Origin of the sequence: Roseovarius sp. CAU 1744, from assembly GCF_039839345.1 — a bacterium.
Lineage (GTDB): Bacteria > Pseudomonadota > Alphaproteobacteria > Rhodobacterales > Rhodobacteraceae > Roseovarius.
The window spans coordinates 497,366-520,240 of the sequence record NZ_JBDOQV010000002.1 but is presented as its reverse complement, the minus strand read 5'-3'; the positions used below and the strand labels follow the sequence as shown (position 1 = coordinate 520,240).

The window sequence follows — 22,875 nt, the reverse complement described above, 5'->3', positions numbered from 1 at the left end:
CAAAGCTCAAGCCACTGGTGCCCGTCGCCGGATAACCAGTCGGGCTGGCGGTGGATTGCCTCTTCAAATCAATTCGATAGCCAAAGCACGAGCGCCGTATACAACGAGTTTTTCAACGGAATCGGCTCATAGAAGTCATTGGGCAAAGTCTGAAAATCGAAGTCAAAAGCAGTAGGTGCTTTTAATACCCAAGACGTTTTTTGCCATCTTAAAATTATTCCTAATAGGAAACTTTAATTCTTATGGTTGAAAAACGGTAAACGACTCTGTACGGTGCTCCAGACATGATTCATGGAGACGCCAATGTGTGGGATTGTCGGACTATTTCTGAAAGATAAGTCACTGGAGCCAAAGCTCGGTGAGATGCTGACCGAGATGTTGATCACGATGACGGATCGCGGCCCCGACAGCGCCGGGATCGCGGTTTACGGAGATACGCGGGAAGGGCATGCCAAGCTGACCATCCAGTCGGCTGATCCCGACGCCGATTTCGCCGATCTGGGCAAGGATCTGGGCGCGGCCATCGGCGGCGATCTGTCGGTGCGGGTGATCGACACCCATGCGGTGATCGACCTGCCCGAGGCCAAGCTGGCCGATGCGCGCGCGGCGCTCAAGACGCTGCGCCCCGGGGTCAGGGTGATGAGCGCCGGCGAGGTGATCGAAATCTACAAGGAGGTCGGCCTGCCCGAGGACGTAGCAAAACGCTTCGACATCCCCAAGCTGACCGGCAGCCACGGGATCGGCCATACCCGCATGGCAACGGAATCGGCGGTCACCACGCTGGGCGCGCACCCGTTTTCCACCGGGGCGGATCAGTGCCTGGTTCATAACGGGTCGCTTTCCAACCACAATTCGCTGCGGCGCAAGCTGGCGCGCGAGGGGGTGACGGTGGAGACGCTGAACGACACCGAGGTTGCCGCGGCCTACCTGACCTGGAAGATGCAGACCGGCAGCACCCTGGGCGAGGCACTGGAGGCGGGGCTGGATGACCTTGACGGGTTCTACACCTTCGTCGTCGGCACCAAGGACGGGTTCGGGGTTGTGCGTGACCCGATCGCCTGCAAACCCGCGGTGATGGCTGAAACCGACCAATACGTGGCCTTCGGCAGCGAATATCGCGCGCTGGTCAGCCTGCCGGGGATCGAGGACGCCAAAGTCTGGGAACCCGAACCCGCAACCGTTTATTTCTGGAACCATTGAGATGCAGACATTCGACCTGGCAGAAAAGGGCCTGCGCGCCCTGAATTCGACCCTGCAGGGACAATCGCAGGATACCAATGAAACCGCCTGGGAGGTGGTCAATGCCAAGGGCAGCCACGCAATCGCCGTGGGTCTGGACGCGCCCATCGAGGTGACGGTGCGCGGTTCGACCGGCTATTACTGCGGCGGCATGAACAAGCAGGCCACGATCCGCATCGACGGCTCGGCGGGGCCGGGCACCGGCGAGAACATGATGTCGGGCCGGATCGAGATTTCCGGCGATGCCAGCCAGTATCTGGGCGCGACCGGTCATGGCGGGCTGATCGTGGTGCGGGGCAATGCCTCGTCCCGCTGCGGGATCTCGATGAAGGGGGTCAATATCGTGGTCGAGGGCAATATCGGCCATATGTCCGGCTTCATGGCGCAATCGGGCAATGTGGTGGTCTGCGGTGACGCGGGCGATGCCCTGGGCGACAGCTGTTACGAGGCGCGGTTCTTTGTGCGCGGCAGCGTGAAGAGCCTGGGCGCAGATTGCGAGAAGAAAGAGATGCGCCCCGAACATATCGCGTTTCTGACCGATATCCTGGCCGAGGCGGGGGTGGATGCGAAACCCGAGGAGTTCACCCGCTATGGCTCGGCCCGCAAGCTCTATAATTTCGATATTGATAACGCCGGCGCGTATTAGGGGATTGAGACCATGAAAGATCACGATATTCCGCACACCACGCCGCGCATGTCGGCGACCTTCACCAATGACGTCAACAGTGACATCCGCCGGGCGGCGGCCACCGGCATCTATGACATCCGCGGCGGCGGGGCCAAGCGGCGCGTGCCCAATTTCGACGACCTGTTGTTTCTGGGCGCGTCGATCTCGCGCTACCCGCTCGAAGGGTATCGCGAGAAATGCGACACCAATGTCACGATCGGCGGGCTCAACGCGGAAAACCCGATCGAGCTGGATATACCGATTACCATCGCGGGCATGAGCTTTGGCGCGCTCAGCGGTCCGGCGAAAGAGGCGCTTGGGCGCGGCGCGTCGGCGGCGGGGACATCCACCACCACCGGCGATGGCGGCATGACACCCGAGGAGCGCGGCCATTCCAGCAAGCTGGTCTATCAGTATCTGCCGTCGCGCTACGGCATGAACCCGGACGACCTGCGCAAGGCCGACGCGATCGAGATCGTCGTGGGGCAGGGCGCCAAGCCCGGCGGCGGCGGGATGTTGCTGGGGCAGAAGATTTCCGACCGGGTGGCCGAGATGCGCAACCTGCCCAAGGGGATCGACCAGCGCAGCGCCTGCCGCCACCCGGACTGGACCGGGCCGGATGACCTGGAAATCAAGATTCTGGAACTGCGCGAGATCACTGGCTGGAAGGTGCCGATCTATGTCAAGGTCGCGGGCGCACGGCCTTATTACGACACGACGCTGGCGATCAAGGCGGGCGCGGATGCTGTGGTGCTTGACGGGATGCAGGGCGGCACGGCGGCCACGCAGGACGTGTTCATCGAACATGTGGGCCAGCCGACGCTGGCGATCATCCGCCCCGCGGTGCAGGCGCTGCAGGATCTGGGCATGCACCGCAAGGTGCAGCTGATCCTGTCGGGCGGCATCCGTTCGGGCGCGGATGTGGCCAAGGCGATGGCGCTTGGCGCGGATGCGGTCAGCATCGGCACGGCGGCGATGATCGCCATCGGCGACAACGACCCGAAATGGGAGGCCGAATACCAGAAGCTCGGCACCACGGCGGGCGCCTATGACGACTGGCACGAGGGGCTGGACCCGGCCGGGATCACCACCCAGGATCCGGAGCTTGAGAAACGTTTCGACCCGGTCGAGGGCGGGCGCAGGCTGCGCAACTATCTCAAGGTGATGACGCTGGAGGCGCAGACCATCGCGCGGGCCTGCGGCAAGAACCACCTGCACAACCTGGAACCCGAGGACCTGGTGGCGCTGACGATGGAGGCCGCCGCCATGGCGCAGGTGCCGCTCTCGGGCACCGACTGGTGGCCGGGCAAACCGGGCACGGGGTTCTGAAAGAAGTTGACAAGGGGCGGCCAAACCGCCCCTTTTCGATACCAACAGGGAAAGGAAGAATAATGGCAAAAGATCTGGCCGCCTACGCCAAGAAAAACGGCGTCAAGTATTTCATGATTTCATTCACCGACCTCTTTGGCGGGCAGCGCGCCAAGCTGGTGCCGGCGCAGGCGATCGCCGACATGCAGGAGGAAGGCGCGGGTTTTGCCGGTTTCGCCACCTGGCTGGACATGACCCCGGCGCACCCGGACATGCTGGCGGTGCCGGACCCAAGCTCGGTCATCCAGCTGCCGTGGAAGCCCGAGGTGGCCTGGGTGGCGGCCAACCCGGTGATGGAGGGCGCGGATGTGGCCCAGGCCCCGCGCAACGTGCTGCGGCGCCTGATCGACGAGGCGGCGGGCGAGGGGATGCACGTGAAGACCGGGATCGAGGCGGAATATTTCCTGCTGACGCCCGACGGATCGGCGCTGAGCGACGAGTTCGATACCGCGGAGAAGCCGTGCTATGACCAGCAGGCGGTGATGCGCCGCTATGACGTGGTGCGCGAGATCTGCGACTACATGCTGGATCTGGGCTGGGGCCCCTATCAGAACGACCACGAGGATGCCAATGGCCAGTTCGAGATGAACTGGGAATTCGACGACGCGCTCAGGACCGCCGACAAGCACTCCTTCTTCAAGTTCATGACCAAATCGGTGGCGGAAAAGCACGGGTTCCGCGCGACCTTCATGCCCAAACCCGTCGAAGGGCTGACCGGTAACGGGTGCCATGCGCATATCTCGGTCTGGGACGCACCGGGCGACAAGGCCAAGAAGAACGTCTTTGCCACCAAGTCCACGGGCGGCAGCCAGACCGCCGAGCTGGGGCTTTCCGATCAGGGCGCGCATTTCCTGGGCGGGATCATGAAACACGCAAGCGCCCTGGCGGCGATCACCAACCCGACGGTGAATTCCTACAAGCGGATCAACGCTCCGCGCACCATGTCGGGGGCCACATGGGCGCCGAACACGGTCACCTGGACCGGCAATAACCGCACCCACATGGTGCGCGTGCCGGGGCCGGGCCGGTTCGAGCTGCGCCTGCCGGACGGGGCGGTGAACCCGTACCTGCTGCAGGCGGTGATCATCGCCGCCGGGCTAAGCGGTATCCGCCACAAGGCCGATCCGGGCAAACGCTATGATATCGACATGTATGCCGAGGGCCACAAGGTACGCGGCGCGCCGAAACTGCCGCTCAACATGCTCGATGCCCTGCGTCTTTACGACAAGGACAAGGAGCTGAAAGAGATGATGGGCGACGAATTCTCGAAGGCCTATCTGAAGATGAAGCACCAGGAATGGACATCTTTTGTCACGCATTTCAGCCAGTGGGAAAAGGAACATACGCTGGATATCTGAGAGGGGCCGCACGTCGCCCTGAATGGGGGCGGGCGATCCGCGATTGCCGCGGTGACGGTGTTACGGACGAAGCGGACCCCCGCAGAAGACACGCCGCGCGGTGTCAATCCGCCCCCACGGATCGGCGAAGTGCGGCGGGCTTCGCCGGTGTTGCCGCACCACGGATGCGATGGCCGATAAGAGCCCGAAGCGGGATGTCGCTGAGGCGCTAGGCTGATGTCGTCGGCCATGTTAGGTTTTCGCGATGGAGGGGCCTTTGCGATGACCAGATCAACCACCATTCTTGTCGGCACCACCAAGGGTGCGTTTCTGCTCACCGCCCGCGACGGGCGCGAACATTGGGAAATCAAGGGTCCGCTTTGCGATGGTTGGCCCATCAACCACGTGATCGGCGACCCGGCCACCGGCACGCTCTGGGCGGCGGGCGGCGGTGAGTGGCACGGCGCGGGTGTCTGGTGTTCGACCGATGGCGGCGACAGCTGGGCGCTGTCCAAGCTTGCCAACGGGCAGCTGGATGAATGGGCCGCGAACGACCCGGAACTGGCCGAGATGTTCGGGTGGGAGCCGTCGGACGCGCCCTTCACCGGCGAGATCGAAACCCTCTGGTCGCTGCACCATTCGCACGGCACGCTCTATGCCGGCGCAAAGCCGGCGACGCTTTTTGCCAGCCATGACCGGGGGCAGTCCTGGCAGCGCATCGAGGGTCTCAGCAACCACCCTTCGCGCGACAGCTGGAACCCCGGTGCAGCCGGGCTGGTGCTGCATACCATCGTCAGCACACCTGCGGCGCCAGACAAGCTCTGGATCGGTATTTCCGCCGCCGGGGTGTTCGCAACCGAGGATGGCGGCGCATCCTGGGAACGCCGCAACCGCCTGTCCAATGCCGATGCCTGCCCAAAGCATGATCATCCCGCCGCGCCCCGGGACGGTGAAACCGGTCATTGCGTGCACAACATGGTCCGGGCAGGAGATGGTGATCTGCTCTACCAGCAGAACCACCACGGCACCTGGCGCAGCCCCGATGGCGGGCGCAGCTGGGAAGACATAACCGCGGGACTGCCATCGAGTTTCGGGTTTCCCATCGCGGTGCATCCGCGCGATCCTCGGACGCTCTGGGTGCTGCCGCTCAATTCCGACAGCGGCGGGCGTTACCCGCCCGAGGGCTCGGCGGCGGTCTGGAAATCGACCGATGGCGGTGAAAACTGGGCCGCCCGCCGCAGCGGGTTGCCCCAGGAGAACTGCTTCTTCACCGTGCTGCGGCAGGCGATGGCGACAGATTCATCCGATCCCGCCGGCATCTACTTCGGCACCAATACGGGCTCGGTCTTCGTCAGCAGCGACGAAGGCGAACACTGGACCGAGGTCGCCCGGCACCTGCCCACCGTTCTGTCGGTCGAGACCCTGCAATCGCCCGAAGCGGCCGGCTAGCCTGTGCCCGGCCGTTAGGTTCTGTCAGTCAGGATGATCCCGACACCGGCAATGACAAGCGCACCGCCCAGCATGGTGCCGGCGCTCATCACCTCGCCCAGGAAAACGGCCCCGCCCAGAACGGCGAACACCGGCAGCAGCAATAGGAACGGCGCCACCCGGCTGACCGGGTTGCGGCGAATGAGCGTGTACCACAGCCCGTATCCCAGTGCGGTCATGACCAGCCCGAGGTAGAGAACCGTCGCCCAGACCACCCATCCCGCGCTCTGGATCGCCTGCCAGTGCCCGGTTTCGACCACAAGCGATACCGCAAGAAGTTGCGGCGCCGCCATCACCGCGACCCAGGCCGTGACCGTCAGCCCGTCAATATCCCTGAGCCGCCGGATCATCGCCTGGCCCACGGCCCAGACGAACGCGCCCGCGACGACCAGAAGAACCGAGCCAAGCGCCGCCGAGATCCGCGGCTCTCCGGCGATCTGGTAGACCCCGAAGAAGGCCAGCGCGATCCCCGCCCATTTGCGCCAGCCGGTTTTCTCCTTGAGGAACACCGCGCCGACCAGGACCAGAAACGGAACCTCAAGCTGCACGATCAGCGCGGCAACGCCCGCATCCAGCCCCTTCAGGCCGGTGAATGTCAGGCTGTATTGCAGCGCCGCGGAAATCAGCGCGATAAAGAACAGGGCCGCCATCTGACCCCGCGGCATCCGCACGAACCACACCAGCACCAGTGCCGTTACCGCAAAGCGAAGCGCCATCAGCAGGATCGGCGGAAAATGTGCGATCGCCGCCTTGGCAAAGACGATGCCCAGCCCCCAGGTCAGCGCCACGCCAACGCCCATCGCCAGATCAATCAGCGTCAGACGGCGTGGCGGGATATCCGTGGCAACAGGCATTTCCAATCCCGACCACAGCCTGTCGGCGCGGTCTGTCCTGTCTCCGACGGCGGGCGTGTCGCAAACCCGCGCCGCTGGCAACAGGGCCGGCCCGGCGGCGCCGAATCACCTCTACCGGGGGTTGTGGCCGTGCGCCCGGGGCAAAAAGTACCGCCGCTGTCTTGCCGGAAGTGGCCCGGAAACGCCGCTAAGGACCCAAAATCGACCGCATTTAATTCAAATCATGAACAATCCGACCCAATCGTGGCAATTGTATGCCGCGCCATTAAAAAGCCTTTAACTCGTTGTAATCCAGCCAAGTTTAGCGGTCACATTCTCAATCGGGCCACATAAAAAGCGTAATTGCTTCGGCCCGGTGCAAAACGTGACTTTGCGAGTGTTCTTGGTTTTTCCAATCCCGATAAGGGTATCGAGGAATATCTTTGACGCCGACAAACGCGCCATGCCCGAGATACCCCCAACAACCTGATCCCATAGGCCAGCGGCACTATCGGATTCACCCGGAGGGTAACGTGAAGAAGACCGAAACCAAAACGGCAAACACCAATTCGTGCCCACGCCACACGATCCCGGCATCGCCGGCCGTGGTGATCGATCTGCCGGCCCGGCAGGATGGCAAATCCACGCTCTGCGCCACCACGAAAATCTTACCCAGTACACATGTTCTTCTGACTTGCGGCCTGTCCGCCTAACCCACTACATCCGCACATGAAGGAAACGCATATGTCTGCCAATCTTCTCGAAAAAGCCCGTGACAACCGCCGCATCGCCCTGGAGGTTCTGGAACAGCGCGAAAGCAATCTGTTCGTTCTGTCGGCGGCACGCAAGAACGCAATTCGCCGTGACAAGCAGGTGATGTTCTTCTCGCGGCGTGCGACCGCATCGAAATTTGCCCGCGCCGAAACCCGGGTGGCCTGAGCCGGTTTGACGGGCCCGGGCGGCGGCGCTGCCGCCTGATGGCCAATCACGCCAGGCGCCCACGGCAGCTTGGATCACAACTGCCAACGCCCGGCACATCCCCATTGCCATGACAAGATACGCCCGTCAGAGCCACGGGCGCATCCTACGTGCCGGACATGTGCTGCCGCCGGGCACGCCCACCGCGATCTGCTGAAAATCTGCGCATCCGTCCCGGCATCCTCTGCACAGTCACATTCTTACTGATGAAGGACACTCACCAGCAAGGAAACACACAGATGCTACGATCCCCCGGCCTGAGATTCATTATCGTCGGCCTTCTCATCCTCCTGATGTTCATTCCCATCCTGTTTGTCAGCGAAATCATCAATGATCGCGCCGGCTACAACCGGTCGACGCGCGACAGCGTCGGCCGGGAATGGGGCGGGCAGCAGGTGATCAGCGGGCCGGTGCTTGTGGTGCCGGTGCAGGAAACCGTCACCATCCGCGAGAAACAGCGGGTGCTCGATCCCGTGACCCGGCTTCAGAAACTGGACGAAGATGACAAGCCGGTCTTTCGTCACGTGGATGTACAGAAAACCGTCAATCGCGATCCGGTCTACCTCTATCCCGGCAAGTTCACCACAACCATCGACGCCACCACGCAGGAACGTCATCGCGGGATCTTCACCGTGCCGGTCTATGCCGCCGCCGCCGAAATGAGCTTTGATTTCCCCACGGAACTGGTTGCCGATACGCTGCGCGGCAAGGAAGTGGCCCTGTGGGACAAGGCCGAGATCCAGCTTCAGGTGACGTCGAACCGCGCCCTGCGCGGCGTGACCAAGCTGACGGCAGATACGACCCCGCTTCAGATCGAGCCGCTGGCCAGGGGCGACAGTCACACCGGCGGGTTGCGGGCGCCCACCGGCGATCCCCGCAAGCAAAGCAGCTACACGCTGATCCTGGGCTTCAACGGGGCGCAATCGCTGTCGATCGCGCCCGTGGGCCGCGACAGCGATGTGACACTGACCAGCGATTGGGCGCATCCCTCGTTTCGCGGGGCGTTCCTGCCGAATGACCACACGGTGTCCGAGGATGGCTTCACCGCGCACTGGCTGATCCCCCATCTGGCGCGGCCGCTGCCGCAGGTATCGCGCACCAGTCAGGAACACACCGCCCGGCACGAGGCCGGCTTTGGCGTGGATTTCTACCAGCCCAACGATTTCTACCAGAAATCCTATCGCGCGGCGCGCTACGGGCTGATGTTCATCGCGCTCACCTTTCTGACGATCTTTCTGATCGAAGGGCAGGCCAAGCGCCCGACGCACCCGGTACAATACCTGCTGGTGGGTCTGGCCCAGTCGACGTTTTTCCTGCTGATGCTGGCGCTGGCCGAACAGTTGGGTTTTGGCGCGGCCTACCTGGTTTCGGGGGCGGCAACGGTTGCGCTGGTGACCGCCTATGGCGCCACCGCGTTGGCGCTTGGCCGTCGCACCATCGTGCTGTGCCTTCTGCTGACGCTGCTCTACGCGGTGCTCTACCTGATCCTGCGCAGCGCGGATTACGCGCTTCTGGCCGGATCGGTTCTGGCATTCGCGGCGGTCGCCGGCACGATGTACGCCACCCGCAACGAAAACTGGTATGGCGAGCAGCGCGGGAAATCCGGCCGCGGGTGGTTCCGCCGCCCGCCACCGACGGTACCCGAGGACACCCCAACACACGTATAAGGATTCTTTTCTGTCCAAAGACCCCAGCCTTTTGCTAGGCTGGGGTCAGTTGTGTTGGGGAGCGGGCCATGATTAAGGCCGATGTAATTATTGTCGGGGGCGGACTGGCTGGACTTGTTGCCGCGCATGAGGCCACAAATCGCGGGCGCAAGGTGATCCTGATCGATCAGGAGGGGCCGCAATCGCTGGGCGGACAGGCCTTTTGGTCGCTGGGCGGTCTTTTCATGGTCAACACGCCCGAACAGCGCCGCCTGGGTATCCGCGACAGCACCGAACTGGCGCGGCGGGACTGGCTGGGAAGCGCACAATTCGACCGCCCCGAAGATGACATGCCCCGCAAATGGGCCGACGCCTACCTGGAATTTGCCAGTGGCCCCATGCGCCGCTATCTGCGGGAAATCGGCATGCGCTGGTTTCCCGTCGTCGGCTGGGCCGAGCGGGGCGGCCCCGCGGCGCGGGGCCACGGCAATTCCGTGCCGCGGTTCCACATCACCTGGGGCACGGGCGAAGGCATTGTCGCCCCGTTTGTCAGACAGGCCGACGCCGCGATCGACATCGGCCTCTTACGCCATGCGTTCCGCCATCGCGTGACGCGGATCGAGATGTCGGACGGCCGGGCCACCGGTGTCTCGGGGCAGGTGCTGGCCGAAGATCCGGCCCGGCGCGGCGCCTCGACCAACCGGGACGTGATCGGTGAATTCCTGTTCGAAGCCGACAGTATCGTCATTGCCTCCGGTGGCATTGGCGGCGATCACGATGCTGTCCGTGCCCTCTGGCCCCGCGACCGGCTGGGCGCACCGCCCACGCGCATGGTGTCGGGTGTGCCCGATTACGTCGATGGCCAGATGCAGGCGGTGGCCAAATCCGCCGGTGCGGGGGCGATCAACGAAGATCGCATGTGGCATTATTGCGAAGGCATCCGAAACTGGGATCCGATCTGGCCCAATCACGGTATCCGTATCCTGCCGGGGCCGTCGTCGATCTGGCTGGATGCCGATGGCAACCGGATGGAGCCGCCCTGCCTGCCGGGTTTCGATACGCTCTCGACGCTCAAGCGCATTCTGTCCACCGGCCACCAGCACAGCTGGTTCATCCTGACGCAGAAGATCATCGAAAAGGAATTCGCGCTTTCGGGCAGCGAGCAGAATCCTGACCTGACCTCGGGCAAATGGCTGAACGTGTTGCGCGAACGGCTGGGCAAGGGGGCCACGGGCGCGGTCGAGGCCTTCAAGGAAAAGGGTGCCGATTTCGTCGTGGCCGGTGATCTGGCAACGCTGGTTGCCGGCATGAATCGCCTGACCCCCGATGCACCGCTGGACCCGGAACACGTCAGAAGCCAGATTGCCGCCCGCGATGCCGCGCTGAATGGGTCAGGTGCCGGCGATGCCCAGATCGACGCCATCCATCACGCCCGCACCTATCTGGGCGACAAGCTCATCCGCACTGCGCGGCCGCACGCGATCCTCGATCCGGCCAACGGTCCGCTGATTGCCGTGCACCTAAATATCCTGACCCGCAAGTCACTTGGCGGGTTGCATACCGATCTGAATTCACAGGTGCTCCGCCCCGATGGCACGGTGTTTGACGGGCTCTACGCGGCAGGCGAGGTTGCCGGCTTCGGCGGCGGCGGCTATCACGGCTATAACGCGCTCGAAGGTACGTTCCTGGGCGGCTGTATCTTTTCCGGAATCAAGGCGGGGCAGAACGCATGAACCCTGATCGGCTGCGGGATGGCCTTGACGCTGTTGCAAACTGCAACCTGTCTGTCTGCCGCTTGGTGACGCGGTCCCGGGGAGGGGCGGGACCGCGTCGGGGGCGGGTCAGGCGATCATCTTTTCCACGACCTCGCCGAACGAGGACGGGGTGGGGACGATGGTGACGCCTGCCTCTTTCAGTATCTCGACCTTCTCCTGGGCGGATTCGCCAAAGGCCGAAACGATGGCGCCGGCATGGCCCATCCGGCGGCCCTTGGGCGCCGACAGACCCGCGATGTAGGCCGCGACCGGTTTCTTCATGTGATCGCGGATATATTCCGCCGCCTCGGCCTCTTGCGGGCCGCCGATTTCACCGACCAGCACCACGGCATCGGTATCCGGGTCATTCTCGAACAGTTCGAGGATGTCGCGGAAGCTTGATCCGTTGATCGGGTCGCCGCCGATGCCGATGGAAGAGGAGACACCGATGCCCTTTTCCTTCATCTGGCTTGCGGCCTCGTATCCCAGCGTGCCCGAGCGGCCAATGATGCCAATGCGGCCCGGCGCGTAGATATGCGGCGGCATGAGGCCCGCGAAGGCCTGACCGGGGGTGATGATACCGGCGCAGTTGGGGCCGATCAGGCGCATCCGCTTCTCTGACTTGTAGCGGCGCATGTAGCGTTTGACGCGGATCATGTCCTGCGCCGGGATGCCGTCGGCGATGCAGACGCAGGTCTTGATGCCGGCATCCGCCGCCTCCATGATCGCATCCGCCGCGAAGGGCGGGGGGACAAAGCAGATGGCCAGCGTCGCGCCGGTTTCGGCCACCGCGCCCTTGACGGTGTTGAAAACAGGCAGCCCGTGATGGGTCGTGCCGCCCTTGCCGGGGGTCACGCCGCCCACGACTTTGGTGCCGTGGTTGATCATGTCCTGGGCATGGAAGCTGCCGATCCGGCCGGTGATGCCCATCACCAGAACCTTGGTATCCTTGTCGATCAGAATGGCCATCACGCGGTCTCCATTTCCTTGGCTTCGGCTGTTTTCCACTGGGCGACGACCTTCTCGGCGGCCTCGGCCAGGGTATTTGCGGTGGTGATGCTCAGCCCACTTTCGTTGAGGATCTTCTGACCCTCTTCGACATTTGTGCCGCTGAGCCGCACCACCAGCGGCATTTTCAGGTCAAGCTCCTGAACGGCGCGCACGACGCCTTCGGCGATCCAGTCACAGCGGTTGATACCGGCGAAGATGTTCACCAGGATCGCCTCGACATTGGGGTCGTTCAGCACTGCCTTGAAGGACATCAGAACCCGTTCCGGGCTGGCGCCGCCGCCCACGTCGAGAAAGTTCGCGGGCTCGCCGCCGGCCATCTTGATCATGTCAAGCGTGGCCATCGCCAGACCCGCGCCGTTGACGATGCAGCCGATCTTGCCCTCGAGCCCGATATAGTTGAGCCCGCGATCGTTGGCATAGGTTTCGCGCGGGTCTTCCTGGCTCTTGTCGCGCAACTCGGAAATCTCGGGGCGGCGGAACAGGGCGTTTTCGTCAAAACTGAGCTTGGCGTCGAGCGCCACGATCTCGCCGCTGCCGGTCACCACCATCGGGTTGACCTCGACCATGGTGGCGTCAAGCTCGTCCATGGCGCGGTAGCAGCCGATGATGGCCTTGACCGCCTGCGGGATCAGCGCCGCATCCAGCCCCAGCGAGAAGGCGATCTCGCGCGCCTGGAAGGCCTGCATCCCCACGGCCGGATCCACCACCGAGCGGATGATCGAATCCGGCTCATTGGCGGAAATCTCCTCGATCTCCATGCCGCCCTGCGCCGAGGCCACGACCACGACACGCTCCTCGGTACGGTCCATGACGAAACCCAGGTACAGCTCCTGTGCGATGTCGGTCGCCTCTTCGATATAGAGCCGGTTGACCAGCTTGCCCTGCGGGCCGGTCTGGTGGGTCACCAGCTTGCGGCCCAGCATCCAGCCGGCAGCATCCGAGATCTCGTCATCAGAAGAACATACCCGCACCCCACCCGCCTTGCCGCGGGCGCCGGAATGGATCTGCGCCTTGACCACGCATTTGTCGCCCGACAGCTCCTGCGCGCGGTAAACCGCCTGTTCGGGGCTGTAGGCGATGCCGCCCCGCGGTACGTTCACGCCGAACTTCTTGAGAAGCTCCTTGGCCTGATATTCATGAATGTCCATTTGCGGGCCTCCTCACCCTTTGGCTTCGATCGCGTCGGCGACCGAAATCACGTTGTTGGCCATCCGCTCGCTGGCGGCGTCGATCATCTTGCCGTCAAGGCTGGCGGCGCCCTTGCCCTCGGCCTCGGCCTTGCGCAGTTCCTCGATGATGCGCCGCGCGCGGGTCACTTCCGCCTCGGGCGGCGAAAACACCTGGTTGGCCAGTTCGATCTGGCTGGGGTGGATGGCCCATTTGCCCTCGATCCCAAGCGCGGCGGCGCGTTTGGCCGACAGGACGTAGCTGTCGGGATCGCTGAAATCGCCGAACGGCCCGTCAATGGCGCGCAGCCCATAGGCGCGGCAGGCAACGGTCATGCGGCTGAGCGCGAAATGCCACTGGTCGCCCGGATAGTCGGGATTTAGCCCGCCGATCACCACGGTGCGGGCCCGGTTCGACGCGGCATAGTCGGCAACCCCGAAATGCAGCGCCTCGAGCCGGCCGGGGGTGGCGGCAATCGCTTCGACATTGGCCATGCCAAGCGCGGTTTCGATCAGCGCTTCAAGCCCGATCTTGTGGGTGAAGCCCATCGCCTCTTCGATCTGGCTGACCATGGTTTCGACCGTATAGAGATCACCCGGAACCCCGACCTTGGGTACCAGGATCGTATCGACATGCTGCCCGGCCTGTTCGATGATCTCGACCACGTCGCGGTACATGTAATGGGTGTCCAGCCCGTTGATGCGGATCGACATGGTCTTGCCCTTGGCTTTCCAGTCGATATCGTTGAGCGCCTGAATGATATTGGCCCGCGCCTGAACCTTGTCCGGCGGTGCGACCGCGTCTTCGAGATCGAGGAAGATGTAATCCACGTCCGAGTCGGCGGCCTTTTCGATCATCGAGGGGTTGGAGCCGGGCACCGCCAGTTCCGATCGTTGCAGCCGTTGCTTCTTGAGAGGGTGCAGCGTGTAGCTCATGCAGTCGTTCCTTATGCCAGCCGGACACGCGGTATTGCGTTCCTTGGGTTGCACCAATGGTCGCGAAGATCGCCGATCAAAGACACTTTCCCCCGGGTAAGAATGCGTGCTTGGGGTTGGTGTCGCGGACCGAACGGGTAGGGCGGGACTACCCGCTACGGGTGTTCTGAATGCGATTGAACACAGGAAAGCCTGACAAAGTCCTGTAAAGAATCCAGGTGTTTACGATAGGAAACTTGGTTCGGAGAAACCGGAATTTTCGAAAATTCCGGTGCGGAAAATTGCAATTTTCCGGTCCGTTTTCTGCGAAGAAAACGGTTACGTGATTCGCCGGATGGGTTCCTGATTGCAAAAGATGACGAGTTGCCCGGCATTTTCCACCGCCGGGTAGCCGCGCCTTTTCAGTTCAGCCACGAAGCGTTGGCGCCCGACATATCGGTCGATATCGCGGAGGTTTCGCCGGATCACACGCCCGTCTCGCGCGGCTTTCGAACTGAAGAGGTCGCGCATCCAGGATTCAGCTGTAACCGGGCCATTGCAAATCTGCATGGCCCGATCATCGCGTATTCCTGGTAAAGGGAACGTAAAGATCAGCTGACCAGGTCGCGCGGTTTTTCACCGGCCAGGAACGCCTCGAGATTGTCGATGGCGCGGTGGCCCATGGCGTTGCGGGTGCCGTCGGTGGCGCTGCCCAGATGCGGGGCCAGAACCACGTTCTCGTATTTCAGGAAACGCGGATCAAGCGCCGGTTCCCCCATGTAGACATCCAGTCCGGCGGCGGTCAGCGTGCCCTTGTCGAGCGCGTCAAAGAGCGCGTCCTCGTCCACCACGTCGCCGCGGGCCGAGTTGACCAGCACGCAGCCCGGTTTCATCGCCCCGAATACCTCGGCATTGATCAGCTTGTAGGTGTCGGCCCCGCCGGGACAGTGCAGCGACAGGAAGTCGGATTGTGCGGCAACCTCTTGGATACTGCCAAGTTGCGTGGCATTGCCGGCTGCCGCCTTGATGTCTTCGGGCACGTCCCAGGCATCCTGGAACACGATCTTCATGCCAAATCCGAAATGCGCCCGTTTTGCCATCGCCTGACCGATCCGGCCGAAGCCGACGATCCCCAGCGTCGCGCCCGAGACCTTCTTGCCGATCATGTGGGTCGGGCGCCAGCCCTCCCACTGTCCGGCGCGGGTTTCGCGTTCACCCTCGCCGATGCGGCGCGCGGCCGCCAGCAGCAAGCCCATCGCCAGGTCGGCGGTGCAGTCGGTCAGCACGTCGGGCGTGTTGGTCACGGCGATGTTATTGGCGCGCGCCGCGTCCACGTCGATATGGTTGTAGCCGACGCCGTAGCTGGCAAGGATCTTCACCTTGCCCTTGGCCGCGGGGTAGAACTCTGCCGGGATCTTGTCCGACACCGTGGGCATGATCACATCGTATTCCGTGGCCGCCGCCATGAACTCGTCATGGCTCATGGTGGTATCGGGGTCGCGGAAAGTGACATCGCCCAGCGTCGCCACACGGTTCAGCGTTTCTTGCGGCCAGCGGCGGGTGACAAGGATCTTGGGTGTGCTCATGGGGCCCTCCTTAGCTGGCATGTTCGCGGTAATGTTCCTGCGCGGCAGCCACGCCTGAGCCGGGCTCGATCCTGGCCCCTGCATCGCGCAGGGCCATTTCCGCAGCCGAGATCGCCCCGCAGAGCATCACCGGGTTCAGTGACCCAAGATGCCCGATCCGAAAGGCCTTGCCCATCAGTTTATTGAGGCCGGTGCCAAGCGAGGTGCTGTATTTGCTGTAGGCGCCCGAGATCACGTCACGCGCATCGACACCGTCGGGCGCATAGATGGCCGACACCGTGTCCGAGGCCCATTCCGGGCCGCGCGCCACCAGCTCGCAGCCATCCCAGGCGGCCACGGCCTTGTGAACGCCCGCTGCCAGCCAGGACTGGCGTTTCCACACGTTTTCCATGCCCGCTTCCAGAAGCATGTCGAGCGACACGCGCAGGCCGCGGAAGAGCTGGGTGGCGGGGGTATAGGGAAAATACCCGTCGCCGTTCAGGTTCAGCATGTCCTGCAGGTCGAAGTAACAGCGCGGCATCTTGGCGTTTTCCCGCATGTCCAGCGCCTTCTGGCTGACGCCCAGGATGCCCAGACCGGCGGGCAGCATGAAGCCCTTCTGCGAGCCGGATACGGCGCAGTCGACACCCCATTTCTCCATCTCGAACTCGACCGAACCGATGGAGCTGACGCCATCGACGAAAAGCAGCGCGGGGTGGTTGGCATCGTCCAGCGCCTTGCGCACGGCGGCAATGTCCGATTTCACGCCGGTCGCGGTTTCGTTCTGGGTGGCAAAGACCGCCTTGATCCGGTGTTCCTTGTCGGCGGCAAGCTTCTCGGCATATTGCTCGACCGGCACACCTTTGCCCCATTCCACCTCGCAGAGGTCCACATCCAGCCCCAGGCGTTCAGCCATGTCGACCCACAGAAGCGAGAACTGCCCGAAGCGCGACATCAGCACCCGGTCGCCCGTGTTCAGCGTGTTGGTGATTGCGGTTTCCCACATGCCGGTGCCCGAGGAGGGATAGAGGAAGACGGTGCCGGTTTCGGTCCGGTACACCTTTTTCAGATCGGCCAGCAACGGCTTGGTGAAGGCGCCGAAATCCGGGGCTCGCATATCCTCCATCGGGATGTTCATCGCCTGGCGGACGGGTTCGGGCACATTGGTCGGGCCGGGAATGAAAAGGTGAGTGTTGCCGTACATGGGGTGTCTCCTGAGTTTTGAGTAGTATCGGCAGGTTTCGCGCATTTCATACGCCCGGTCAGATGGGGGTGGTTAACCGTGGCGTGATCCGGCCAACGAACGGGTAGGGCGCACTACCCGCCCGGGGAAAGCGCCATGAGCCGGCCCAGGCACAGCATACTTCTGCATACCGATTTTTCTTTTGGATTCATCGGTTTCCGGCGTGATATTGTCGGAATCCGGACCACAGCCAACAGTACTGACGATAGAAAGGGCACATGCAGGATCGTAGCGGAACAGGGCCGGAAGTGATTGTTGCCGACAGGCAGGTGATTGTCTGTCAGGGCATTGGTTCGCTGGTGACAAACATCCCCGAGGTCCGGCTGGGCAGCTTCGCGACCGATCAGGCCAGCCTGCGCAAGGCGCTCACGGCGGCGGGTGGCAAGGCGATCGTCATATTGGGTGTCCGGCTGACGGATTGTGACCTGAACCAGTCGCTGGCGATGCTGCAAAAGGAGTTCCCGGGCGCGATGATCGTCGTCGTCGCCGAGGATACCGAATTCGCGTTCATACGCACGGCGATCAAGTCCGGGGCCAATTCCGTCTGCATGATGAGTCAGATCCTGGTCAGCCTGCCCAAGATCCTGGGCAAGCTGGTTGACGGGCATTCCATCGTGCCCACGGAGATCCTCAAGCGGCTGACCTCCGAGAATACCGATACGCTGACCCGGCGGGAACACGAGATCCTGGCGCTGCTGGTCAACGATCTGACCAATTTCCAGATCTCCGCCCGGCTGGGCCTGAGCGAGAACACGGTGAAATATTACCTCAAGGCGATCTACCAGAAGCTGGATGTCAATTCCCGTGGCGGCGCGATTGCGAAATACGTGGCGGGGAATTACTGAGCGTGATGCGTGCTTGCACCGCGGGAAGGAACTGCCGTTGACCGCAACGCGGCCAACGGCCGAAATTTCAGAGCAACCGGGTCGCGATGCCACCATCAACCGCCAACGGGGACCCCGTTACAAAACTTGCCCGATCCGACAACAAGAACAGCGCTGACTGAGCGATCTCTTTCGGGTCGGCCATCCGTTTGAGCGGATGCAGATCGGCGATAAGGTCCTGGGTTGCCGGATCGTCGCCGGTCATTTCCGTCTTTGTACCGCCCGGCAGGATCGTGTTGATGCGAACGCCCTGTGCCGCGTGCTCTGAAGCCAGGGATTGTACAAGCCCGATCAATCCTGCCTTGGAGGCCGCATAGGCCCCCATGCCGGGCATACCACCGTTGCTGAAGCCAACAAACGTACCGGTAAAGACGATCGCCCCGCCGCCGCGTTTCATCAAGGCGGGAAGTTGGGCTTTGGCCGCAAAGAACGCGCTGGTGAGGTTCGTCGCAAGGACGGATTGCCAATTGTCGGTTTTCATCTCCGGTACCGGGCCCATGTCACCCATGATGCCGGCATTGTTGAATGCGCCATCGAGCCCGCCAAACCGATGTTCCGCCAAGTCGACTAGGTTCCTCGCGTAAGCCTCATCGTCAACATCGCCGGCCAGGCAGGCGGCCCGACCGTTACTTTGCGTGATCTGCGCGACAAGCGTGTTCAGCCGCGACTCCCTGCGCGCCCCCAGCACGACATTTGCCCCTTCTGCGGCAAACAACAGCGCTGCTGCCGCGCCGATTCCGCTGCTTGCGCCGGTGATGATGATGGTCTTGTCCTTGAGTTCCATGGTCATGCCTTTCCTGAGTTGCATGCCCATCGACTAGGGATTGAAACCGGCGCAAGGCGACCCGTTTCCTGCTTTTGTCGAACGCGTTGCCCTGAAAGCGCAAGAAACGGGTCCGGCTGATGGCTTCAAACGAAAGATGCGGCCACGTCACCGGGCCGCATACGATGGTTTGGGCCCACGGCTGTCAGCGAAAGCCGTCGCATGGCCGTCCGCGCGTTCAGCCCCGCCGTCTGCGCCGGCGGCCACCCCCTTCGCCCTCGCCGCCGTCGCGCCCGCCGGTGTTGAAGTTGGGCGCGGGCAGGGTGACGATCTTGGCAAGCTCGGGGAAGGGCGCGGTTTTGTGCGGGATCGCGTTGGCGGCCACGAAATGTTCCTGGAATTTCGGTTCGATCGCGGTCTCGACCTTGGTAATCTGGCGCACGATCTTCTCGATCTCGCGCCGCGATTCCACGTTGCAGAGCGCGATGCGCGCCCCGGTGCCCGCGGCATTCCCGGCGGATGTCACCTTGTCCAGATGCGCATCGGGGATCATGCCCAGCACCATCGCGTGCAGGCTTGAGATATGCGCACCGAACGCCCCGGCCAGCACCACCCGGTCCACCTTGTCGACCCCGCGCTCGTCCATCAGCAGGCGGGCGCCCGCATAGAGCGCGGATTTCGCCAGCTGGATGGCGCGGATATCGCCCTGGGTCACGGTGATGCGCGGGCCGCCCTCGGCGGTGGCATCTTGGATCAGGTAGGAATGGGTGCGCCCCTCGGGCACCGCCCGTGCCGTGCCGGTCTGTTCCGCCGATCCGATCAGCCCGTTCTCATCCATCAACCCCGCGAGGCGCAGCTCGGCCACCGCCTCGATGATGCCCGAGCCGCAGATGCCGGTGATCCCGGTGGTGGCGGTCGCCGCGGCAAACCCGTCCTCGTCCGACCAGAGATCGGAGCCGATCACGCGGAAGCGCGGTTCCTTGGTTTCAGGGTCGATGCGAATGGCGTCGATCGCACCCGGCGCGGCGCGCTGCCCCGAGGAGATCTGTGCGCCTTCGAAGGCCGGACCGGTGGGCGAAGAACAGGCCAGCACGTGGGATTTGTCGCCCAGCAGGATCTCGGCATTGGTGCCAACGTCGATGATCAGCACCAGATCCTCGGACTTGTTGGGCTCTTCGCTCAGCGCCACGGCGGCGCAGTCGGCACCCACATGGCCCGCGATACAGGGCAGGATGTAGGTGCGCGCACGGGGGTTGATCGCCGTCAGGTCCAGATCGCGCGCATCCATCGAAATACTTTCCGACGTGGCCAGCGCAAACGGCGCCTGGCCCAGTTCCACGGGGTCTATGCCCAGCAACAGGTGGTGCATGACCGGGTTGCAGACGAAGACGGTTTCGACAATGAGGTTGGCGTCGATCTCGGCCTCCTTGGCGATCTCCTCGGCCAGGGTGTTCATCGCCTCGCGCACGGCGGCGGTCATCTCGCGGTCGCCGCCGGGATTCATCATCGAATAGCTGACCCGGCTCATCAGGTCTTCGCCGAACCGGATTTGCGGGTTCATGATGCCCGAAGATGTCTTGACCAGCCCGGTTTCCAGATCGGTCAGATGCGCGGCAATGGTGGTCGAGCCGAGGTCGATGGCGAGGCCATAAAGCCCGCTTTCGTGCAGGCCGGGCCAGATTTCCGTAACCCGCGCTACCGCGTCGGTATGGGATTTGTGCAGCGCGACGGTGACCTTGAACTTGCCCTTGCGCAGCACCGGCTGCAGCTTGGAAATCAGGGTCTGGTCGGCACGGATCGCCTCGATCTCCCATTGCTCGCGCAGGGCGCGTTCCAACCGCTCCAGATCGCCGGTGGGCGAGTGCATGTCGGGTTCTTCCACCTCGACGAAATAAAGCCGCGTGGCCGGGTCCATGATGATGGCGCGGGCCGAAGCCGCCTTGCGCACGACCTGCTTGTGCACCTGGCTTTCGGGCGGCACGTCGATGACGATATCGCCCATCACCTGCGCCTGGCAGCCCAGCCGGCGGCCGGGCTTAAGCCCGCGCTTGTCCTGATAGCGCTGTTCGACCGCGTTCCACTCCGACAGGGCATCCTGGTGCACGGTGACGCCATGTTTGGAGAACTCTCCATAACCCGGCGTGATCTGACATTTCGAGCAGATGCCGCGCCCGCCGCAGACCGAATCCAGATCGACCCCCAACTGCCGCGCGGCAGTCAGAACCGGCGTGCCCTTGGGAAAATGCCCGCGCTTGCCGGACGGGGTGAAAACGACAAGGGGATCGGTGCTCATGCCGGTGCCTTTCAGCAATGTGGTCATCTTGCGCAGATCATAGATCAGCCGCGCGCGCATGGAAGACTGCAACCGGCAAAAAATGATGTCCCAGCGTCATGTTCTCAACGAAGAAGCCGTCAGATCACGCGTCGGGCCAGGATCGGCGGCCATTCGGGTAAATCCGCATCTCCGTTACGCGGCCCCTTTCCATTCCCGCCGACCCGTGCAATAGGGAGGCGTCAAACGATCTGTCCATGGAGAAATGCAATGGAGATTCGTGAGGCGCTGACCTTCGATGATGTTCTGCTGGTACCTGCCGCGTCCAATGTTCTGCCCAACACGGCCGACACGCGGACCCGGGTCACACGTTCGATTGACCTCAATATCCCGCTTCTGAGTTCGGCCATGGACACCGTGACCGAGGCCCGGATGGCGATCTGCATGGCACAGTCGGGCGGGATGGGCGTGATCCATCGCAACCTGGATATCGACGAACAGGCGGCACAGGTCAGGCGGGTCAAGCGGTTTGAATCGGGCATTGTCTACAACCCGATCACGCTGACCGCCGATCAGACGCTTGCCGATGCCAAGGCGCTTCAGGAACGTTACCGTGTCAGCGGGTTCCCGGTGGTCGATGAAAGGGGCCGTGTCGTCGGGATCGTGACCAATCGCGACATGCGCTTTGCCGAGGATGACAACACCCCCGTACGGGTGATGATGACCAGCGACAACCTGGCCATGCTGCAGGAGCCCGCGGATCTGGATGAGGCGCGCAGCCTGATGAAGGCCCGGCGGATCGAGAAGCTGCTGGTGACCGATGGCCAGGGCAAGCTGACGGGCCTGCTGACGCTCAAGGACAGCGAGCAGGCGGTGCTGAACCCGCAGGCCTGCAAGGACGGCCTTGGCCGTCTGCGCGTGGCGGCGGCCTCGACCGTCGGCGATGCCGGGTTCGAACGTTCCGAGGCGCTGGTGGATGCGGGCGTGGACATGATCGTGATCGACACGGCGCATGGTCATTCCGAAGGTGTGGCGCTGGCGGTCGAGCGGGCGAAGAAACTTTCGAACGAGGTGCAGATCGTGGCCGGCAACGTTGCCACGGCCGAAGCCACGCGGGCGCTGATCGGGGCAGGCGCGGATGCGGTCAAGGTCGGCATCGGACCGGGCAGCATCTGCACCACGCGGATGGTCGCCGGCGTGGGCGTCCCGCAGCTGACCGCGATCAGCGACTGCGTCGACGGGGCCGGCGGCATCCCGGTGATCGCCGATGGCGGCATCAAGTTTTCCGGCGATTTCGCCAAGGCCATTGCCGCGGGGGCGTCCTGCGCGATGGTCGGCTCGATGCTGGCGGGCACCGATGAAAGCCCCGGCGAGGTGATCCTCTACCAGGGCCGGTCGTTCAAATCCTATCGCGGCATGGGGTCCTTGGGTGCGATGGCCCGCGGCAGTGCCGACAGGTATTTCCAAAAGGACGCGGCCAGTGACAAGCTGGTACCCGAGGGGATCGAAGGGCAGGTGCCCTACAAGGGTGCCGCCGGTGGCGTCATCCACCAGCTGGTGGGCGGGTTGCGCGCGGCCATGGGCTATACCGGCTGCGCCACGGTCGAGGCGATGCGCTCGCAATGCGAATTCGTCAAGATCACCAATGCCGGCCTGCGCGAGAGTCATGTCCATGACGTGCAGATTACGCGCGAAAGCCCAAATTACCGTGTTGGATAACAATATCAAAAACGTAGAACCAGAAGC

19 protein-coding genes are annotated in these 22,875 nt (G+C 63.2%); 11 read left to right on the top strand and 8 right to left on the bottom strand.

The genetic code is table 11. From position 1 onward, the window contains the following. Positions 1–303: 303 nt before the first annotated feature. From AAFO92_RS06420 to AAFO92_RS06400, 5 genes are all read left to right on the top strand, one after another. Complete coding sequence (locus AAFO92_RS06420; RefSeq protein ID WP_347533847.1) at positions 304–1,200, top strand: glutamine amidotransferase family protein; 897 nt, start codon at positions 304–306, stop codon at positions 1,198–1,200. 1 nt (position 1,201) lies between these two features. Next, positions 1,202–1,885, top strand: a complete 684-nt coding sequence (locus AAFO92_RS06415) for a protein GlxC (RefSeq protein WP_347533846.1) — start codon at positions 1,202–1,204, stop codon at positions 1,883–1,885. Positions 1,886–1,897: 12 nt separating this feature from the next. Next, positions 1,898–3,235: an FMN-binding glutamate synthase family protein gene (locus AAFO92_RS06410; protein WP_347533844.1), complete on the top strand. Its 1,338-nt coding sequence runs from the start codon at positions 1,898–1,900 to the stop codon at positions 3,233–3,235. A gap of 62 nt (positions 3,236–3,297) precedes the next feature. Then, positions 3,298–4,632, top strand: a complete 1,335-nt coding sequence (glnT, locus tag AAFO92_RS06405) for a type III glutamate--ammonia ligase (protein WP_347533842.1) — start codon at positions 3,298–3,300, stop codon at positions 4,630–4,632. Between the two features lie 261 nt (positions 4,633–4,893). Then, positions 4,894–6,060, top strand: coding sequence for an exo-alpha-sialidase (locus tag AAFO92_RS06400; protein ID WP_347533840.1), 1,167 nt, complete (start codon positions 4,894–4,896; stop codon positions 6,058–6,060). Between the two features lie 14 nt (positions 6,061–6,074). Here the strand turns inward: AAFO92_RS06400 and AAFO92_RS06395 are convergent, their stop codons facing one another. Next, the gene (locus AAFO92_RS06395; RefSeq protein WP_347533839.1) at positions 6,075–6,953 is read right to left on the bottom strand and encodes an EamA family transporter; all 879 of its coding nucleotides are present in this window, start codon (positions 6,951–6,953) and stop codon (positions 6,075–6,077) included. Positions 6,954–7,465: 512 nt separating this feature from the next. On the opposite strand from AAFO92_RS06395, the gene AAFO92_RS06390 reads away from it, so the two are divergent. The 4 genes from AAFO92_RS06390 to AAFO92_RS06375 all read left to right on the top strand — a co-directional run bounded on the left by AAFO92_RS06390 (position 7,466) and on the right by AAFO92_RS06375 (position 11,289). Then, a complete protein-coding gene (locus tag AAFO92_RS06390) occupies positions 7,466–7,645 on the top strand; it encodes a hypothetical protein (protein WP_347533837.1) in 180 nt (59 codons plus the stop codon). A gap of 31 nt (positions 7,646–7,676) precedes the next feature. Further along, positions 7,677–7,871 (top strand): hypothetical protein, encoded by a 195-nt coding sequence (locus AAFO92_RS06385; protein WP_347533836.1) that lies wholly within the window; start codon positions 7,677–7,679, stop codon positions 7,869–7,871. 278 nt (positions 7,872–8,149) lie between these two features. Continuing rightward, entirely contained in the window at positions 8,150–9,577 is a 1,428-nt protein-coding gene (gene creD / locus AAFO92_RS06380) for a cell envelope integrity protein CreD (protein ID WP_347533834.1), read from the top strand. A gap of 68 nt (positions 9,578–9,645) precedes the next feature. Next, entirely contained in the window at positions 9,646–11,289 is a 1,644-nt protein-coding gene (locus AAFO92_RS06375; RefSeq protein WP_347533832.1) for an FAD-binding dehydrogenase, read from the top strand. A 108-nt stretch (positions 11,290–11,397) separates the two neighbouring features. On the opposite strand, the gene sucD is transcribed toward AAFO92_RS06375, so the two are convergent. The 5 genes from sucD to AAFO92_RS06350 form a co-directional block, all read right to left on the bottom strand. Beyond that, entirely contained in the window at positions 11,398–12,279 is an 882-nt protein-coding gene (sucD, locus tag AAFO92_RS06370) for a succinate--CoA ligase subunit alpha (protein ID WP_347533831.1), read from the bottom strand. Beyond that, positions 12,279–13,469, bottom strand: a complete 1,191-nt coding sequence (locus tag AAFO92_RS06365) for a malate--CoA ligase subunit beta (protein WP_347533829.1) — start codon at positions 13,467–13,469, stop codon at positions 12,279–12,281. The genes sucD and AAFO92_RS06365 overlap by 1 nt, the downstream gene beginning before the upstream one ends. A gap of 12 nt (positions 13,470–13,481) precedes the next feature. Then, positions 13,482–14,423 (bottom strand): CoA ester lyase, encoded by a 942-nt coding sequence (locus AAFO92_RS06360; protein ID WP_347533828.1) that lies wholly within the window; start codon positions 14,421–14,423, stop codon positions 13,482–13,484. 590 nt (positions 14,424–15,013) lie between these two features. Further along, the gene (locus AAFO92_RS06355; RefSeq protein WP_347533827.1) at positions 15,014–15,988 is read right to left on the bottom strand and encodes a D-glycerate dehydrogenase; all 975 of its coding nucleotides are present in this window, start codon (positions 15,986–15,988) and stop codon (positions 15,014–15,016) included. A 10-nt stretch (positions 15,989–15,998) separates the two neighbouring features. Continuing rightward, complete coding sequence (locus tag AAFO92_RS06350) at positions 15,999–17,171, bottom strand: aminotransferase class V-fold PLP-dependent enzyme (RefSeq protein WP_347533826.1); 1,173 nt, start codon at positions 17,169–17,171, stop codon at positions 15,999–16,001. Between the two features lie 257 nt (positions 17,172–17,428). On the opposite strand from AAFO92_RS06350, the gene AAFO92_RS06345 reads away from it, so the two are divergent. Beyond that, entirely contained in the window at positions 17,429–18,055 is a 627-nt protein-coding gene (locus tag AAFO92_RS06345) for a response regulator transcription factor (RefSeq protein WP_347533825.1), read from the top strand. 67 nt (positions 18,056–18,122) lie between these two features. Here the strand turns inward: AAFO92_RS06345 and AAFO92_RS06340 are convergent, their stop codons facing one another. Together AAFO92_RS06340 and AAFO92_RS06335 are read right to left on the bottom strand one after the other, a co-directional pair. After that, the gene (locus AAFO92_RS06340; RefSeq protein WP_347533886.1) at positions 18,123–18,878 is read right to left on the bottom strand and encodes an SDR family oxidoreductase; all 756 of its coding nucleotides are present in this window, start codon (positions 18,876–18,878) and stop codon (positions 18,123–18,125) included. 217 nt (positions 18,879–19,095) lie between these two features. Continuing rightward, positions 19,096–21,150, bottom strand: a complete 2,055-nt coding sequence (locus AAFO92_RS06335) for an ASKHA domain-containing protein (protein WP_347533884.1) — start codon at positions 21,148–21,150, stop codon at positions 19,096–19,098. Between the two features lie 249 nt (positions 21,151–21,399). Here AAFO92_RS06335 and guaB point away from each other — a divergent pair, with 249 nt between their 5' ends. After that, on the top strand, positions 21,400–22,848 hold the full coding sequence (gene guaB / locus AAFO92_RS06330) for an IMP dehydrogenase (protein ID WP_347533823.1): 1,449 nt from the start codon (positions 21,400–21,402) through the stop codon (positions 22,846–22,848). Positions 22,849–22,875: the final 27 nt, after the last annotated feature.